Below are 17390 nucleotides of genomic sequence, written 5' to 3'. Positions count from 1 at the left end.
CCGCGCGGCGCCCGGCGTTGACGCCCTCGCCCTGGAGGGTCAGGAACAGCTCCTTGACCGCATAGCTCATGGCGTGGGCGCGTAGACCGTCGGATCGGGCAATCCCGCCTCGGCAAAGCCCTTCGCGCGCAATCGGCAACTGTCGCACAGGCCGCAATGCACGCCGCCGGGCGCGGGATCATAGCACGACCAGCTCACCCCCGCGTTCAGGCCCAGCCGCGCCGCCTCGCGGACGATGTCGGCCTTGGTCATGTCCTGCAACGGCGCGCGAATGCGGAACGGCGCGCCCTCCACCCCGGCCTTGGTCGCGATCTCGGCGAGCTTCTCGAACTCGGCGATGAATTCGGGGCGGCAATCGGGATAGCCCGAGTAATCGAGCGCGTTGACCCCGACATAGATGTCACGCGCCCCCGCCGCTTCCGCCCAGCCGAGCGCGAGGCTGAGGAAAATGGTGTTGCGCGCTGGGACGTAGGTGACGGGGATGCCCGTCCCCAACCCCGCCTTTGGCACGGCGATGTCGGCGGTCAGCGCCGATCCGCCGAATGCGCTGAGATCCATCGGCAGCACGACATGGCGCTCGGCACCCAGCAGCCCCGCGATCCGCCGCGCGGCCGCCAGTTCGACCTGGTGGCGCTGGTTATAGTCGATCGACAGCGCCAGCAGCCTGTGCCCATCCTCTACCGCGCGGGCGGCGGAAACCATGGAATCGAGCCCGCCCGAGATCAGCGCGACGGCAAATGATTGAGAACCGGTCATATGTCGTCCTCGCTACGGCGTGCCGCACCGCGCGGCAACATCCCCGCACAACAAAAGGGCCGCTGCGAAGCGGCCCCGGGAGTTTCTTTAGTCAACTAGGGAGAGAGCGTGCCGCTGAACGACACTCCTCGCGTATAGCGTGCCTGAGGTAAACAACAGCTGAACGGGTCATTTCCCCGCCACGCACGCGCCGACATGCCGCCCCTCCAGCTCCAGCGAGAAGGGCGCGCCACCTTCCATGCCCTGGCTTTCGATGCGGATCAGCCGCGGCGTTTCCACCGTAATCATCGTGCGCCCGTGGCCGGTGCCGGGACAGCTATAGCTGACGGTGGCAGTGGTCGGCGTATTCTCCAGCGTCAACCGGCTGCACTGCACGCCGCGATGACGTTGCTGGAACAACGTCGCCGGATCGCCCAGGCAGACCGAACGGCCGTCCGCGCCGGCTTCCCGCAGTTGCCACCGCCCCTTTTCCAGGCTCTTCAACGCGGCAAAGCCAGGGGCTTGCGCCGGGGAGGCCAGGGCCGCGACCGCCCAGCCGGTCAGCCCGGCTGCCGCCATGACACGCGCCAGACCACGCAGTTTCATCGTCCAAACCTCCACGCGAACGCGCGATCCGTTCGATCGGATCGATTCCGTTCCGATCTTGCAGAGCCTATCGCGTGCGACTGTGGCGCGACCATGGCCATCACGATGTGATATCCGCGACCGAAACGGGGAAGCAGGTCGAGCAGAACGCGCAATCGACGCTGATGATGCCGTGTTCGTCGGCCATCTCGGCGCGCTCTTCCGCGGGGAACTTGGCCAGTACCTGGGCTATATAGCCAGCATCGCAGCGACAGCCCTTGTGAAGGTCGGCGCCCTTCAGCAGTCGCACCTCCTCCTCTTCGTTGAACAGGCGCCAGACCAGCGTCTCGAGCGGGAGCGCGGGATCGGCCAGCTCATCGACACCCATCGTCCCGCCCAGCACCGCGACATGCTCCCATTCGGGATGGTCGTCGCGGACGTGGAGCCGCTCGCGCCCCTCCTCGCCATCGGGCAGGTGCTGGAGGAACAGGCCACCGGCGATGCAATGCCCATCCGGCCCCCGCCGCGCACCCAGGCGGATGAGGCTGGGGATCTGTTCGGACTGGAGGAAGTAGTTCTCCGCCGCATCCGCGAGCGAATCGCCGTCGAGCGGCACGATCCCCTGATAGCGCTCACCGCTGGTCGCCTGATCAAAGGTGATTGCGAGATGGCCGGTGCCGAACAACGCGAACAGCGACGGCGCGTCGGCGACCTCATCCAGCCGGTCGGCATCGAACTGGACGTAGCCGCGCAGCGCGCCGCCCTGATAATCGCACACCAGCAGGCTGACGATCCCGCCCTTGGTCTGCGCCTGCAGGGTGAGCTGGCCCTGGGCATCCTTGAGCAGGCTGCCCAGCAGCGCGGCGAGCGTCAGCGCCTCCGCCAGCAACTGTTCGATCGGCGGCGGATAGGCATGGGCGGCCAGCACGGTATCGAGCACCGGTCCCAGCCGGGCGATCCGCCCGCGCGCGTGGCGCTGGGGAATGGTGAAGCCGATCACGCGATCGATGTCGGAGGTAGGCGCAGTATTCGTCATCGCCGACACGTAGGGTGCCGCCGCCACCGGAACAATGTCAGCGCGGTTCGGTCAGCCGATCTGGCCGAAGCACCAGCGAAGGATCGCCTTCTGCGCGTGGAGCCGGTTCTCCGCCTCGTTCCAGATGTGCGACTGCGGGCCGTCGATCACCGCCGTCACCACCTCCTCCTCGCGATGTGCTGGCAGGCAGTGGAGGAAGATCGCGTCGGGCTTCGCCGCTGCCATCAGCGCCTCGGTCACCTGATAGGGCATCATCGCCGCCAGCTTCGCCTCGGCATGGGCCTGCCCCATCGAAATCCAGGTATCGGTGACGACGACGTCGGCGCCATCGACCGCGCGCAGCGGATCGCGCTCGACGGTGACGCGGGCGTTGCTGCCCGCCAGCAGCGCATTGGACCGTTCGATCCACCGCTCCTCGGGATCATAGCCGGCGGGCACCCCGGCGGCGACGGAGAATTTGAACAGGCCCGCCGCCTCGACGATCGAATGAAGCACGTTGTTGCCGTCGCCCAGCCACGCCATCTTGAGCCCGGGCAGCGCCTTGCCGCTTTCGATCACCGTTTGGAGGTCGGCGACGATCTGGCAGGGATGCGAAACGTCGGTCAGGCCGTTGATGACGGGAACGGTGGCAAAGGCCGCCATTTCCTCCAGCTTGGCGTGATCGTCGGTGCGCACCATGATCGCGTCGCAAAAGCCCGAAAGCACGCGCGCGGTGTCCGCTACCGTCTCACCGCGACCGAGCTGCGACGTGCCGGCGTCGAGCACCAGCGCCGATCCACCAAGCTGGCGCATCGCCATATCGAAGCTGACCCGCGTGCGGGTGGAGGATTTCTCGAACACCATCGCCAGCACGCGCCCGGCCAGCGGGGCATCGGCGTCGGGTTGTCCCTTGGGCAGGTCGGTGCGCGCCGCCTTGCGATCGAGCGCGTCGGCAAGGATCGCGGCGACGCCATCGGCGCCGGCGGAGGACAGGTCGAGGAAGTGGCGGGTCATGCTCCCTCTCCCATCGCGAGAGGGAGGGAGCCGCGCAGCAGCGGAAGGGTGAGGGTGAGTCGGTCGCCCTCACCCTTCCCACTCGCCTTCGGCGAGCGAGCTCCTTCCCTCTCCCGCCGGGAGAGGGAATTAATCATCACTGGCCGGCACGAACGTCCGCGCCCCGGCGCTCAACCGCTCGACGCATTCGGCGATGTGGCTTTCGTCGATCACCAGCGGCGGCAGCACGCGGAACACATTCTCGCCCGCCGCGACCGTCAACAGCCCGTGGTTGTCGCGCAGATGGGCGACGAACTCGCGGCTGACCGCCGGCTCCTTCATCTTGATGCCGAGCATCAGCCCCTTGCCGCGGATCTCCTCGAACAGATGGTCGTGGTTGGGGATCATCTGCTCGAACGCCTGCCGCAGCCGGTCGCCCATCGCCGTGACATGGTCGAGGAAGCCCGGCTCCAGCATCACGTCGAGGATCGCCTGCCCCGCCGCCATCGCCAGCGGATTGCCGCCATAGGTCGATCCGTGGGTACCGATCACCATGCCCTTGGCCGCTTCCTCGGTCGCCAGGCACGCGCCGAGCGGGAAGCCGCCGCCGATGCCCTTGGCCGCGGTCAGTATGTCGGGGGTGATGCCGTAATGCTCATATGCCCACATCTTGCCCGTCCGGCCGTAGCCGCACTGGATCTCGTCGAGCACCAGCAGCAGGCCGTGCTCGTCGCACGCCTTGCGCAGCCCCTGGATGAATTCGGGCGTGCCGGCGGTCATGCCGCCCTCACCCTGCACCGTCTCGACCAGGAAGCCGGCGGTCTCGTCGTCGATCAGCGCCAGCGCGCCCTCGAGGTCGTTGAACCGGGCGTAGGCAAAGCCGGGCAGCAGCGGCTCGAAGCCGTCGCGCATCTTGGCCTGGTCGGTCGCGCTGATCGCGCCCAGCGAACGCCCGTGGAAGGCGTTCTTGAAGGTGATCAGCTTGTGCCGCTGGGGATTGCCGTTGGCGTAGTGATAACGGCGCGCGGTCTTGATCGCGCACTCGATCGCCTCGACACCCGAATTGGTGAAGAACACCGTGTCGGCAAAGCTGTTGTCGACGATGCGCTGCGCCAGCGCCTCCCCCTGCGGGCTGCCGTAGAGGTTGGAGACGTGCATCAGCGTCGCCGCCTGCTCCTGGATCGCCTTGGTCAGGTGCGGATGGCCGTGGCCGAGCGCGTTGACCGCGATGCCGGCGGCGAAATCGAGATACTGCTCGCCGCGCTCCCCGTAGAGGTAGACCCCCTCGCCTCGCACCGGCCGGACCCCACACCGGGGATAGACGGGCATGAGCGGAGTGATGGCCACCGACGGTCTCCTTCAAAAAGCAAAGGGCGACCCCAGCGGGCCGCCCGGAACATGCTTCTATCGAGAGGGGGCCGGGGGGGTCAACACCGCGCGATCAGTTCTTCAGTTTCCAGCCCCGGCGCAGCAGCCAGTAGCACAGCAGCCCCATCGCCGCGTCGAGCGCGAGGATGCCGATGCTGCCCACCCACAGCGGCGAATCGGACAGGCCGAGGAAGCCGTAGCGAAAGCCCGAGATGATGTAGAAGAACGGGTTGAGGTGGCTGATCGTCTGGAACAGCGGCGCCAGCCGGTCGACCGAATAGAAGGTGCCCGACAGCAACGTCAGCGGCCCGACCACGAAATTAGTCACCGCGGCGGCATGATCGAATTTCTCCGCCCAGATCGAGGTGAGCACGCCCAGGAATGACAGAAACAGCGCGCCGAGCAACCCGAACCACAGCACCGCCAGCGGATGCGCGGGCACGACATGGACGCCCGGCCACAGCAGCATCGCCAGCCACACCGCGCCACCGACGCAGAACGCGCGGGTCACCGCGCCGCCGACCAGCGCCGCCAGCAGTTCGGCGGTCGACAGCGGCGGCATCAGATAATCGACGATCGTCCCCTGGATCTTGCCGACCAGCAGCGAGAAGCTGGAATTGGCGAAGGCGTTGGTCAGCATCCCCATCACGATCAGGCCGGGGGCGAGGAAATCGGCGAACGCCACCTCGACTCCACCGACGTGGACCGGGCTGCGCGCGCCCACCGCGACGGTGAAAACCGCCAGGTAAAGCAGGTTGGTCACCGCCGGCGCCCAGATCGTCTGGAGCTGGACCTTGAAGAAACGGCGCACCTCCTTGATATAGAGCGTACGCAAACCGCCCCAGTTGACGTTTCGTATCACCGGCACGCCAGGGGTGGGGATCATGGGATTCTGCACGGGTGTGGGCTGTTCGGCCATCGTGTCGTCACCTATGCGTTGACGGCGCGCCCTGCAACCCGGTGGGCAAAGAAGGACGGATATGAGCTGGACCGAAGAGCGGATCGATACGTTGCGGACGATGTGGCAGGGCGGGCAGACCGCCAGCCAGATCGCCGAGGCGCTGGGCGGAGTCAGCCGCAACGCCGTGATCGGCAAGGCGCACCGCCTGGGCCTGCAACCGCGCCCGTCCCCGGTGAAGCCGAACGATCCGGACGCGGCGGCGGCCTCGCCCGCGCCGGCCGCCGCGCGAGTCCAGGCTGCGCCACCGCCACCCCCCGCCGAACCGGCGCCGCGCGCCCCGGCGCCGGCCCCCACACCCGTCCCGACACCGGCAGCAGCAGCCGCCGCCGCGCCGGTCGAGCAACCCCGGCCCGCCGCCGATCAGCCGGTGCTGCGTTCGGTCGGTCCCGGCGGCTTCCTGCGCCAGAATCCCGGTGAGCAGAGCGCGCCGAGCACCCCGGCCCCGCCGCGCCGCCTGATCCCGGCCAAGCCGAGCGAGGCGATCGCGGGCAAGACCAGCCTGCTCGACCTCAACGATCGCATCTGCAAATGGCCGCTGGGTCATCCGGGCGAGCCCGATTTCCACTTCTGCGGGGACAAGGTGAACCCCGGCTTCCCCTATTGCGTCGCGCATTGCGGCCACGCCTATCAGGCGCAGCTGCCGCGTCGCGACCGCCGCCCGCCGCCGCCGCTGCCCTATGGCGGCCCGCGCGTCCGCTAGGGTCTGAACCAGGCCGGGCGCTGACGGTGCCCGGCCGCGCCGTCATTCCATGCCGGCGCGCGCGTCGCTGAGCAGCTTGGTGGCGCTCGCCAGCCGGCGCTTGTCGAGCCGCGACAGGAACTCCTCCGCCGTCGCGCGATTGGTCTCGCGCACCGCTTCGAGCAGCGGCGCGGCGCGTTCGGTCAGGCGGATGCCCTTCGCCCGGCGGTCGTGCGGGATCGGCACGCGCTCGATCAGCCCCTGCGCCTCCAGCGCGTGGAGCTGGCGAACCAGCGTCGGCCCTTCGATCCCGACCAGGTCGGCGAGTTCGCGCTGCGTGATGATGCCGGGGATATGCTCCAGCCAGTACAGCACGGTCGATCGCGCAAGCGTGATGCCGCTGGGCTTCAGCCGCTCATCGAGCTTGGCCCGCCAGCGGCGGCCGAGCAGCACGCATTCGCGGATGAATTCGAGTTCGGGATCGTCGGGTGCATAGGCCATCGCGGTGCAATCTGCCACGCCGCCGCGCCCTTGCACAAGGGATGAGTCGTTTTTAATCCGCGACGAGTCGACCCTGGTCGAGACGGAAAACCCGCTCGCACCGCCGCAGACTTTCCGGGCGGTGCGCGACGAGGAGGATGGTCGGGCGCGGATCGAGCGCGGCGAGGCCGGCCAGCAGCGCATCTTCCCCGGCGATATCGATCGCGGCAGTCGCCTCATCGAGCACGAGCAGGCGTGGGCGGCGCAGCAGTGCGCGGGCGATCGCCAGCCGCTGGCGCTCCCCGCCCGACAGCCGGGCGCCGCGTTCGCCGACGACCGTCTCCAGCCCCTCCTCCAGCCCCGCGACGACGCGATCACCGCCGGTCACCGCCAGCGCGTCGGCCAGCAGCGATTCGTCGCCGTCGCTCGCCCAGGTCAGGTTGCGCCGCACGCTGTCGTGGAACAGGAATCCGTCCTGCGCGACATAGCCGACGCTGGCCCGCCACCCGGCGCGCGTCGCCTCGTCCAGCACCACGCCGCCGACGCCGACGGTGCCCGCCTGCGGCGCGAGCAACCCGGCGAGCAGATCAACCAGACTGGTCTTGCCCGATCCCGACGGCCCGGTGATCCCGACGAAGGCGCCGGGGGCGATCGTCACGCTGGCATCGAGCAGCCCACCGCCGCCGGGGTGGAGGTGCCGCGCGCCGGCCAGCTCGATCGGCCCCGGCGGCGGCGGACGCGGGGTGACCGGCGGTGCGGCATCGTCGGCCAGTTCTGCTTCCAGCGCGCGTGCCGCATCGAAACTGGGCAGGCCAAAGAACAGGTTCTGCGCCGCCGCCTGCACCATCATCGCCGGGCCGCTCATCCGCGCGAACACCACGATCAACGTGATGATGACGCCGGGCGCGACGCCGCTCGCCACCCCCGCCAGCACCACTGCCGCACCGGCCAGCGCCGAACCAAGTCCGAAGGCCAGCCGCCCGCGCGCCTGCCGCGTGGCAAAGGCGAGGCCATGGCCGCGCAATTCCGCCTGTACCGCGGCGAATTCGGCGACGAAGCGCGCCTGCGCATTCTCCGCCGTCGCCGCCTTCAGCCCGCCCAGAAAGCTGGTGGCGCTGTGCATCAGCGCCTGGCTGGATCGCATCAGATCGCCGCCCAGATCGCGCAGCCGCGCCCCCGCCGCCAGCACCACCGCGCCGCCGACCAGCAGCAGCGCCAGCGCGCCTAGCGCGATCCACGGCGCCAGTGCAAAGGCGAGCGCGCCCTGGATCGCCAGCATCGCCAGCGCGACCCCGCCCTGGATCAGATAATGGGCGCTGGCGGCAATCCGCGCCATTTCGGCGCTCATCATGTTGGCGACACGGGCGTGACGGAGCGTCGCCACCCGTTCCCATCGTGCGCGGCCCAGCGCCTCCATCACGCGGTTGCGCAGCGCCTCGACGAACCCGGCCTGAAGATCGGCGAGCAGCACGTCACGCCGGTACAGCACCACCGCGCGCACCAGCATCACCGCGACGAACCCGCCGAGCAGCACCGCGAGCCGCGCGCCGGCGCCGGTGACGCCCGCCGCCGCCAGCGCGTCGCCGATCCACCCGCCGTCGCGCGCGATCACCACGCCCAGGATCGGCACCAGCAGCACGATGCCCAGCCCTTCCAGCAGCGCGCCCGCCGCGACCAGCGCGGTCGCGGGTGCCAGCCGCGCGCCGGCTTCGGCCGCGAACGCGCGCGCGAACACGCCCGTCGCCATCCCCAGTTCGCGTATTCGCCCCCGCATGATCGTGGCTTAGAGCCAAAGCGGCGCAATCGAAACACTTGCCAGCGCGGCGCGAAGCCGCTTGGAAAGGCGCGCGCGGCGGAGGAGGCAGGACGAGCATGAGCATCTGCGGCCGCACCGCCACCGATCCGAACGCGCCGCTGCCGATCGATCGCATGGCGCGGGCGCTGGCGATCGGATCGGCGCGCACCGTCCGCCAATGGGGCGCGGCGGGCGTGCGGCTGGGCGCGACCGACGACAGCGCGCTGGCGACCGCGCCGGGTGGCCACGCCGCGCTGTTCGACGGGCAGTTGCACAATGCGGTGGAGGTGATCGCCGCGCTGGGCGCGGACGCCCCGGTCCGCACCGAGCCCGCCTATCTGGCCATCGCCGCCTGGCTGCGCTGGGGCGTCGACTTCGCCGACCGGCTGATCGGCGACTATGCCTGTGCGGTGTGGGACGGCGCCGCGCGGCGGCTGGTGCTCGCCACCGATCCGGGCGAGGCGCACACGCTGTTCCACTGGATCGATCCCAACGGCGACCTGCGCTTCGCCAGCGAGACGCTGGGGCTGTGGGCCGACGGCGACGTGCCGCGCGAATTAGACGAGGAGCGGGTGTTCGAATGGCTGGCGCTGCTGCCGATGGCGCCGGGGCGCACGCTGTTCACCGGCATCGACCGCGTCACCGGAGGCACGGCGGTGGTGTGGGAAGCCGGTGTCGCGCGGTCGACGCGCTGGTGGCGGCCCGAGGCATTGCCGACGCTGCGGCTCGGCAATGACGCCAATTATCCGCAGGCGGTGCTGGCGTGCATGGAGCAGGCGATCACATGCCGCATCGCCGGGGACGACCGGATCGGCAGCCATCTGAGCGGCGGGCTGGACAGCAGCGCGGTGACCGCGCTCGCCGCGCGCCAGCTGGCCGCGCAGGGGCGCCGGCTGACCGCGTTCACCGCCGCGCCGGACCATGATTTCCCCGCGACCCCCGGCCGCTTCGGCGACGAATGGGGCCACGCCGCCGCCGTCGCGGCGATGCACGCCAACATCGACCATGTCCGCATCGCCAACGACGCCGCGCCGCTGGCCGAGGTGCTCGATCATCGCACCCAGGCGCAGGACGTCCCGTTGATGAACCTGTCGAACATGGTGTGGGCCGACGCGATCGAGCGCGCGGCGCGCGACCGCAACGTCACCGTGCTGCTGACCGGCCAGATGGGCAACATGAGCTTCAGCTACGACGGCGGCCAGTTGCCGGCGATGCACCTGCGCGCCGGCCGGCCCGACCGGATGCTGGCGACCCTGCTCGCGGTACGACGCCATCAGCGGTGGCGCTGGCGCACCCTTCTGGGCGCGCTGGCCGACGCCACCCTGCCCGACCGGCTGACCCGGCGGCTGCGGCGGATGATCGGGCGGCCGGCGATCGCGTTCGACGATTTCTGCGCGGTCAGCCCCGATTTCCTGCACCGCAGCGGGCGTGCGGCGGAGATGGACGCTTATGCCGGTGATCTGCGCAACCTGGCCGGCGCCGACAGCCGCCTGCACCGGCTGGGGGTACTGAAGCGCAGCGGCTTCCGTGGCGATTTCGTTACCGCCACCCGCCGGCTGTACCGCATCGACACGCGCGACCCGACGATGGACCGGCGGCTGTTCGAGCTGTGCCTGCAAATCCCCGAGGATCAGTATCTCCACAACGGCGTGCATCGCGCGGTCGCCCGGCGGATGATGCGCGGCATCCTGCCCGACGCGGTGGTCGACGAACGACGCAAGGGGTTGCAGGCGGCGGACTGGGCGCATGGTTTCGGTCAGGCGGTGCCGGCGCTGGGCGCGGAGGTGGCGCGGCTGCGCGAAAGCGCGGGGTCTGCCCGGTGGCTCGACCTCGACCGGCTGCAACGATCGCTCGACGCCTGGCCCGGCGCGGACGCCGCCGCGCGCGACATGTCGGTGGAATACACCACGGCGGTCAGCCGCGCGATCGCCACCGGCCGCTTCATCCGCAAGGTCGAGGGGGGCAACGCCTGACCCGCGCGCCCGGCCTGTGGACGCGGTGGCGCGCACGCTCTCTCGATGAGCGGCGGATGCTGGTCGAGGCGGGCGCCGCGCTGGCGGTCGCGTCGCTGGCGGTGCGGCTGGCGCCGTTCCGCCGGATCGCGGCCAGCGCCTCACGCCCGCCGGCCCGGCCCGCCCCGGCCGATGCGGCGGCGATCGTCGAGCGGGTCGGCTGGGCGGTCCGCGCCGCCGCGCGCCGCGCGCGGTTCCGCGCGGTGTGCATCGAACAGGGGCTGGCGGCACAATGGATGCTGCGCCGCCGGGGCATCGCCGCGACGATGCACTATGGCGTCGCCCGCGACCCCGAACGCGGGCTGATCGCGCACGTGTGGGTCCGCACCGGCGACCGCGACGTGGTCGGCGGCGAGAGCGCCGACCGCTTCACCCTGCTGGCGCGGTTTCCCGATCCCGGCGGCTGACGGTTGAGCATCGTTGGCTCGCACCGCATAAGAGCCGCCAAAGACCAGCAGGGAACCCCGAATGCCGCCACCGCCGGCCGCCGACACGATAGCGCCGCCGCCCACCCCCAGTCTTTCCGAGGTCCACCGATCGGTGCACGTCCCGGCGGTGGGCGGGTTCTGGCGCAAGCTGGGCGCGTTCGCCGGGCCGGGTTACCTGGTCGCGGTCGGCTATATGGACCCAGGCAACTGGGCGACCGGCCTCGCCGGGGGGTCGGCGTTCGGCTATACCCTGCTGTCTGTCATCCTGCTTTCCAACCTGATGGCGATGGTTCTGCAGGCGCTGTCGGCCAAGCTGGGCATCATCGGCGGCATGGACCTGGCGCAGGCGTGTCGCGCGCACTATCCTCGCCCCGTCAACCTGACGTTGTGGCTGATGTGCGAGCTGGCGATCGTTGCCTGCGACCTGGCCGAGGTGATCGGCACCGCGATCGCGCTGCAATTGCTGTTCGGCCTGCCGCTGGTGGCCGGTATCGCCATCACCGCCGTCGACGTGATGCTGGTGCTGGCGCTGCAACGCTTCGGCTTCCGCAAGCTGGAGGCGTTCGTGGTGGCCCTGCTGATCGTCATCGCCGGCTGCTTCGCGATCGAGCTCGCCTATGCCCAGCCGAGCATCGGCGGTATCCTGCGCGGGCTGGTGCCGAGCAGCGAGATCGTCACCAATCCGGCGATGCTGTTCATCGCGATCGGCATCCTGGGGGCGACGGTGATGCCGCATAACCTCTACCTCCATTCCTCGATCGTGCAGACCCGCGCCTTTGCCCCCACGCCCGACGGCAAGCGCGAGGCGCTGCGCATGGCGACGATCGATTCGAGCGTCGCGCTGGTGCTGGCGCTGTTCATCAACGCCGCGATCCTGATCCTCGCCGCCGCCGCGTTCCACAGCACCGGCCGCACCGACGTGGCGGAGATCCAGGACGCCTATCGCCTGCTCACCCCGGTGCTGGGGGTCGGCGCGGCGAGCATGGTGTTCGCCATCGCGCTGCTCGCGTCGGGGCAGAATTCCACCGTCACCGGCACGCTGGCCGGGCAGATCGTGATGGAGGGGTTCCTCAACCTGCGCTTGCCGATGTGGCTGCGGCGGCTGGTGACCCGGCTGATCGCCATCGTGCCCGCCGCGATCGTCGCCGCGACGTATGGGGAGAGCGGCACCGCGCGGCTGCTGGTGCTGAGCCAGGTGGTGCTGTCGCTCCAGCTCCCCTTCGCGATGGTGCCGCTGGTCCAGTTCACCAGCAGCCGCCGGACGATGGGCGACCATGCCAATCGCGGCTGGCTGCTCGTCGCGGCCTCGGTGATTTGTGTGGTGGTGATCGGGTTGAACATTACCTTGCTGATCGGACTGTTGTAGGGCGTCGCGCATGACGACCCTTCCCACCCGCACAGTCGGCCCGTTCACCGTGTCCGCGATCGGACTCGGCTGCATGAACCTCAACCACGCCTATGGCACGCCGCCCTCGCCGGAGGACGGCGCGAAGCTGCTGCGCCGCGCGCTCGACCTGGGCATCACCCTGTTCGACACCGCCGCGCTCTACGGCATGGGCAAGAATGAGGAGCTGGTCGGGGCGACGCTGGGCGCGCACCGCAACGCTTTCACCCTCGCCAGCAAATGCGTGCTCGACGCGCTCGACGGCAAGCGCGTGCTCGACGGCACGCCAGAATCGATCACCCGCACAGTGGAAGGGTCGCTGCGCCGGTTGGGCACCGACCATATCGACCTGCTCTATCTCCACCGGCTCGATAAGCAGGTGCCGGTCGAGGAGTCGGTCGGCGCGCTCGTCCGCGCAAAGGAGGCGGGCAAGATTGGCGCGATAGGCCTCAGCGAAATGTCCGCCGCGACGATCCGCCGCGCCCATGCCGTGCATCCGATCGCGGCGGTGCAGACCGAATATTCGCCGATGGTGCGCAACCCGGAAATCGCGGTGCTCGACGCCTGCGCCGAACTGGACATCGCCTTCGTCGCCTTTTCGCCTGTCGGTCGCGGGCTGCTGGCCGGGGCGATTACCGACGACGACTATGACTCACAGGATCTGCGCCGCATGTTGCCGCGCTTCGTCGGCGACAACCTGCGCCACAATTTGATCGCGATCGGGCAGTTCAATGCGCTCGCGGGCGACATCGGCTGCACACCGGCGCAACTGGCGCTGGCCTGGGTGCTGGCAAAGGCGCCGCACATCATCGCGCTGCCGGGGACGCGCAGCATCGCCCATCTTGAGGAGGACGTCGCCGCGTGCCGCGTCACCCTGTCGGCGGAAACGGTGGCGCGTGTCGACGCGATCTTTGACAACGACGCGATCCGGGGGCCGCGCTACCCGGCGCCATTGCAAGCGCAGGTAGACACCGAAACCTTCCCCGACGAGGAACTGGGTTAGGTCACCGCGCCCCGCGCGCGGTAGCGCGGGTCGTTCCACGCGCCGCTGTCGAGCACGTCCGCCAATATGTCGGCGGCGCGCCAGACGTCATCGAAGCTGGTGTAGAGCGGGGTGAAGCCGAACCGCAGCAGATCGGGCGCGCGGAAATCGCCGATCACGCCGCGATCGATCAGCGCCGCCATCACCGGGAAGGCGTCGTCATGGGCAAAGCTGATATGGCTGCCACGGCGCGCGGCGTCGCGCGGACTGGCGAGCGTCAGGCTCGGGCAGCGCGCCTCGACCTCGGCGACGAACAGGTCGGCGAGCGCTTGCCCCTTGGCGAACAACGCGGCGCGATCGACCCCGTCGAACGTCGCGATCCCGGCCTCCAGCGCCGCCAGCCCCAGGATCGGCGGGGTGCCGCACAGCCAGCGCCGCATCGTCGCGCACGGAGCGTAATCGTCGCCAAAGGTGAACGGCGCGACATGGCCCATCCACCCGGTCAGCGGCGAGGTGAGCAGCGCCCGGTGCCGTTCGGCGACATAGAGGAACGCGGGCGCGCCCGGCCCGCCGTTCAGATACTTATAGCCGCAGCCGACCGCGAGATCGGCCCCCGCCCCGTCGAGATCGACCGGCACCGCGCCGGCGCTGTGACTCAAGTCCCACAGCATCAGCGCGCCCGCCCGATGCGCCGCCGCGGTCACCGTGGCCATGTCGAACATCTCGGCCGTCCGGTAATGGACGTGGGTCAGCATCACCACCGCGACGCTGTCATCGATCGCCTCAATGATGCGGTCGCGCGGGACCGCCCGCACGTCGACGTCGGCGCCGGCGGCGATGCCCTGCGCCATGTAGAGGTCGGTCGGGAAATTGCCCGGCTCGGTGAGGATCACGTGCCGCCCCGGCCGCGCCGCCAGCGCCGCCATCAGCAATTTGTACAGATTGATCGAGGTTGAATCGGCGACGACCACCTCATCCGCCCGGGCACCGATCAGCGGCGCAATTCCCGCCGCGACCCGCGCCGGCGCGTCGATCCAGCCGGCGTCGTTCCAGCTGCGGATCAGCCCCTCCCCCCATTCGCGCTCGACCGTCTGCGCCACCCGCGCCGGAGTCGCCGTTGGCAGCGCGCCGAGCGAATTGCCGTCGAGATAGATCACGCCCTCCGGCAACGTGAAACGATCGCGGACGCCGCGCAGCGGATCGACCGCGTCCATCGCCCGCGCCTCGTCGCGGGTCACCGCTCCCTCTCTCACAGCGCAGTCCTGACGCTGAGCAATTCGGGAAAGAATCCCTGTTCGAGCACCTTGGCGAGGTAACTGACGCCCGCGGTGCCGCCGGTGCCCATCTTGAACCCGATCACCCGCTCGACCGTCTTGAGATGGCCGAACCGCCACAGCTGGACGTGATATTCCAGGTCGACCAGCTTTTCCGCCAGCTCGTACAAGTCCCAATAGCGTTCCGGATCGGCATAGACCGCCGCCCACGCCGCCTCGACCGCCGGCGACGCCGCATAGGGCTGAGTCCAGTCGCGCGCCGTCGGCACGTCGAACCCGCGCCGCGCCAGCAGCCGGATCGTCTCGTCGTACAGGCTGGGCCGCTCCAGTTCCGCCCGCAGCGCCGCCGCGACCGCCGGCTCCCCGGCGTGGACATCGACCATCTCGGGCTTCTTGTTGCCGAGCAGGAATTCGATCGCGCGGTACTGGTCGGACTGGAAGCCGGAGGAGGTGCCCAGCTTGCCGCGCATCGCGGTGTAATCGGCCGGCGTCATCGTCGCGAGCACCTCCCACGACTGGATCATCTGCGCCTGGATGCGTGCGACCCGGCTCATCATCTTGAACGCCGGGGCCAGATTGTCGGCGATGACGCAGTCGCGCGCGGCGCGCAGCTCATGCAGGCTGAGCTTCAGCCAGATTTCCGATGCCTGGTGGATGCTGATGAACAGCAGTTCGTCGTGCGCGTCGGTCAGCGGCGATTGCAGGTCGAGCAGTTCGGGGAGGCGCAGGTAGCTGCGGTAGGTGATGGCGTTCGTCATGCAGCTTCCTAACCCGATCCCGCCAAGCTTGTCGAAGGCCTGTGCGATCTTCTACCGGGGTAGGATCAACCCAACCGGAGTGCCCGCATGAAGACCCGCGCCGCCGTCGCCTTCGAAGCCAGGAAACCGCTCGAGATCGTCGAGCTTGACCTGGAAGGGCCCAAAGCCGGCGAAGTGCTGGTCGAGATCATGGCGACCGGCATTTGCCATACCGACGCCTACACGCTCGACGGGCTGGACAGCGAGGGGATCTTTCCGTCGGTGCTGGGCCATGAAGGCGCCGGCATCGTGCGCGAGGTCGGCGCGGGGGTGAGCAGCGTGGCACCGGGCGACCACGTCATTCCGCTCTACACCCCCGAATGCCGCCAGTGTAAATCGTGCCTCAGCGGCAAGACCAACCTGTGCACCGCGATCCGCGCGACGCAGGGCAAGGGACTGATGCCCGACGGCACCACCCGGTTCAGCTACAAGGGGCAGCCGATCTTCCACTACATGGGCTGTTCGACCTTCTCGAACTTCACCGTGCTGCCGGAAATCGCGGTGGCGAAGATCCGCGAGGACGCGCCGTTCAAGACGAGCTGCTACATCGGCTGCGGCGTCACCACCGGCGTCGGCGCGGTGGTCAACACCGCCAAGGTGCAGGTCGGCGACACCGTGGTCGTGTTCGGGCTGGGCGGCATCGGGCTCAACGTCATCCAGGGTGCGCGACTGGCCGGCGCGGGCATGATCGTCGGCGTCGACATCAACCCCGACCGCGAGGAATGGGGCCGCCAGTTCGGCATGACCCACTTCCTCAACACCAAGGGCCTGTCGCGTGAGGACACGATCGCGAAGATCGTCGAACTGACCGACGGCGGCGCCGACTACACCTTCGACGCGACCGGCAATACCGAGGTGATGCGCACCGCGCTGGAGGCGTGCCATCGCGGCTGGGGCACCAGCATCATCATCGGGGTGGCGGAAGCGGGCAAGGAGATCGCCACCCGCCCGTTCCAGCTGGTCACCGGGCGCAACTGGCGCGGTACCGCGTTCGGCGGGGCCAAGGGGCGGACCGATGTACCAAAGATCGTCGACTGGTACATGGACGGCAAGATCGCGATCGACCCGATGATCACCCACGTCCTGTCGCTGGACGAGATCAACAAGGGCTTCGACCTGATGCACGCGGGCGAGAGCATCCGCAGCGTGGTGGTCTACTGATGGCGCGGCTCGCCCTGCTCGCGGCGCTGCTCGCCGCCACCGCCGTGCCCGTCGCGGCGCAGACCCCCGATGCCGACGTCGCGCGCATCCGCGCCAGCGCCGGGTTCAAGGCGGCGGTCGCCGGCCTCGATGCCGGTCACGATGCCTTCGTCGATGAGATCATCGAGCTGACCGAAATCCCGGCGCCGCCGTTCAAGGAAGAGGTGCGGGCCCGCGCGATGGCGGAGAAATTCCGCGCCGCCGGGCTGAAGGACGTGACGATCGACGCCGAGGGCAACGTGCTGGGCCTGCGCCCGGGCACCGATGCCAAGGCGAAGCTGGTCGCGATCGCCGCGCACCTCGACACGGTGTTTCCGGAAGGCACGCCGGTGAAGGTCAAGCGCGAGGGCACCCGCCTCGCCGCCCCCGGCGTGGGGGACGACACGCGCGGGCTGGCGGCGCTGCTCGCCTTCGTCCGTGCGATGGATGCGGGCAAGATCGCCACGCGCGCGCCGATCCTGTTCGTCGCCAACGTCGGCGAGGAAGGGCGCGGCGATCTGCGCGGGGTGCGCTACCTGTTCACCAAGGGGCCGATGAAGGACCGGATCGGCGCGTTCTTCTCGGTCGACGGCGGCGGCGCGTCGCATGTCACGACCGGCGGGGTGGGGTCGAAACGCTACCGCGTCACCTTCAAGGGGCCGGGCGGGCACAGCTATGGCGCGTTCGGCATCGTCAATCCGATGGCGGCGATGGCGGGAGCGG

General features: G+C 69.5%; 17 protein-coding genes and 1 pseudogene. 7 read left to right on the top strand and 11 right to left on the bottom strand.

Annotated elements, in window-relative coordinates; genetic code table 11:
- From VNR91_RS10710 to VNR91_RS10680, 7 genes and pseudogenes are all read right to left on the bottom strand, one after another.
- Nucleotides 1-70 (bottom strand): annotated as a pseudogene (locus VNR91_RS10710) (7-carboxy-7-deazaguanine synthase); the annotation flags it as partial.
- The gene (queC, locus tag VNR91_RS10705; protein ID WP_325490757.1) at nucleotides 67-756 is read right to left on the bottom strand and encodes a 7-cyano-7-deazaguanine synthase QueC; all 690 of its coding nucleotides are present in this window, start codon (nucleotides 754-756) and stop codon (nucleotides 67-69) included. The gene queC and the pseudogene VNR91_RS10710, both read right to left, overlap by 4 nt.
- Nucleotides 757-924: 168 nt before the next feature.
- On the bottom strand, nucleotides 925-1341 hold the full coding sequence (locus VNR91_RS10700) for a hypothetical protein (RefSeq protein WP_325490756.1): 417 nt from the start codon (nucleotides 1339-1341) through the stop codon (nucleotides 925-927).
- 100 nt (nucleotides 1342-1441) lie between these two features.
- On the bottom strand, nucleotides 1442-2356 hold the full coding sequence (locus VNR91_RS10695) for an Hsp33 family molecular chaperone HslO (protein WP_325490755.1): 915 nt from the start codon (nucleotides 2354-2356) through the stop codon (nucleotides 1442-1444).
- 51 nt (nucleotides 2357-2407) lie between these two features.
- Nucleotides 2408-3349, bottom strand: a complete 942-nt coding sequence (gene argF, locus VNR91_RS10690; protein ID WP_325490754.1) for an ornithine carbamoyltransferase — start codon at nucleotides 3347-3349, stop codon at nucleotides 2408-2410.
- A gap of 129 nt (nucleotides 3350-3478) precedes the next feature.
- Nucleotides 3479-4675 carry an aspartate aminotransferase family protein gene (locus VNR91_RS10685; protein WP_325490753.1) on the bottom strand — a complete coding sequence of 399 codons (1197 nt, stop codon included), beginning with the start codon at nucleotides 4673-4675 and terminating at the stop codon, nucleotides 3479-3481.
- Nucleotides 4676-4769: 94 nt separating this feature from the next.
- Nucleotides 4770-5582, bottom strand: coding sequence for an ABC transporter permease (locus VNR91_RS10680; protein ID WP_325490752.1), 813 nt, complete (start codon nucleotides 5580-5582; stop codon nucleotides 4770-4772).
- 94 nt (nucleotides 5583-5676) lie between these two features.
- Here VNR91_RS10680 and VNR91_RS10675 point away from each other — a divergent pair, with 94 nt between their 5' ends.
- A complete protein-coding gene (locus tag VNR91_RS10675; RefSeq protein ID WP_325490751.1) occupies nucleotides 5677-6357 on the top strand; it encodes a GcrA family cell cycle regulator in 681 nt (226 codons plus the stop codon).
- A 42-nt stretch (nucleotides 6358-6399) separates the two neighbouring features.
- Here VNR91_RS10675 and VNR91_RS10670 read toward each other — a convergent pair whose 3' ends face one another.
- Nucleotides 6400-6855, bottom strand: a complete 456-nt coding sequence (locus tag VNR91_RS10670) for a MarR family winged helix-turn-helix transcriptional regulator (RefSeq protein WP_325490750.1) — start codon at nucleotides 6853-6855, stop codon at nucleotides 6400-6402.
- A 34-nt stretch (nucleotides 6856-6889) separates the two neighbouring features.
- Nucleotides 6890-8590, bottom strand: coding sequence for an ABC transporter ATP-binding protein (locus VNR91_RS10665; protein ID WP_325490749.1), 1701 nt, complete (start codon nucleotides 8588-8590; stop codon nucleotides 6890-6892).
- A gap of 98 nt (nucleotides 8591-8688) precedes the next feature.
- On the opposite strand from VNR91_RS10665, the gene VNR91_RS10660 reads away from it, so the two are divergent.
- The 4 genes from VNR91_RS10660 (at nucleotide 8689) to VNR91_RS10645 (ending at nucleotide 13438) form a co-directional block, all read left to right on the top strand.
- Entirely contained in the window at nucleotides 8689-10584 is a 1896-nt protein-coding gene (locus VNR91_RS10660; protein WP_325490748.1) for an asparagine synthetase B family protein, read from the top strand.
- A gap of 56 nt (nucleotides 10585-10640) precedes the next feature.
- Entirely contained in the window at nucleotides 10641-11030 is a 390-nt protein-coding gene (locus tag VNR91_RS10655; RefSeq protein ID WP_325490747.1) for a lasso peptide biosynthesis B2 protein, read from the top strand.
- Nucleotides 11031-11091: 61 nt separating this feature from the next.
- The gene (locus VNR91_RS10650) at nucleotides 11092-12417 is read left to right on the top strand and encodes an Nramp family divalent metal transporter (protein WP_325490746.1); all 1326 of its coding nucleotides are present in this window, start codon (nucleotides 11092-11094) and stop codon (nucleotides 12415-12417) included.
- 10 nt (nucleotides 12418-12427) lie between these two features.
- Nucleotides 12428-13438, top strand: coding sequence for an aldo/keto reductase (locus VNR91_RS10645; protein ID WP_325490745.1), 1011 nt, complete (start codon nucleotides 12428-12430; stop codon nucleotides 13436-13438).
- Here VNR91_RS10645 and kynU read toward each other — a convergent pair.
- Nucleotides 13435-14655, bottom strand: coding sequence for a kynureninase (kynU, locus tag VNR91_RS10640; protein ID WP_325490744.1), 1221 nt, complete (start codon nucleotides 14653-14655; stop codon nucleotides 13435-13437). The genes VNR91_RS10645 and kynU overlap by 4 nt on opposite strands.
- A gap of 11 nt (nucleotides 14656-14666) precedes the next feature.
- On the bottom strand, nucleotides 14667-15449 hold the full coding sequence (locus VNR91_RS10635; RefSeq protein WP_325490743.1) for a tryptophan 2,3-dioxygenase: 783 nt from the start codon (nucleotides 15447-15449) through the stop codon (nucleotides 14667-14669).
- 87 nt (nucleotides 15450-15536) lie between these two features.
- On the opposite strand from VNR91_RS10635, the gene VNR91_RS10630 reads away from it, so the two are divergent.
- Entirely contained in the window at nucleotides 15537-16649 is a 1113-nt protein-coding gene (locus tag VNR91_RS10630) for an S-(hydroxymethyl)glutathione dehydrogenase/class III alcohol dehydrogenase (protein ID WP_325490742.1), read from the top strand.
- The coding region (locus tag VNR91_RS10625; RefSeq protein WP_325490741.1) for a M20/M25/M40 family metallo-hydrolase at nucleotides 16649-17390 on the top strand (742 nt) is incomplete at its 3' end. The genes VNR91_RS10630 and VNR91_RS10625, both read left to right, overlap by 1 nt.

The organism is Sphingomonas sp. (assembly GCF_035555815.1).
In the GTDB taxonomy this organism is placed as follows: domain Bacteria; phylum Pseudomonadota; class Alphaproteobacteria; order Sphingomonadales; family Sphingomonadaceae; genus Sphingomonas.
The sequence above is the reverse complement of the archived record's forward strand: the minus strand, read 5'-3'. Positions and strand labels throughout refer to the sequence as shown.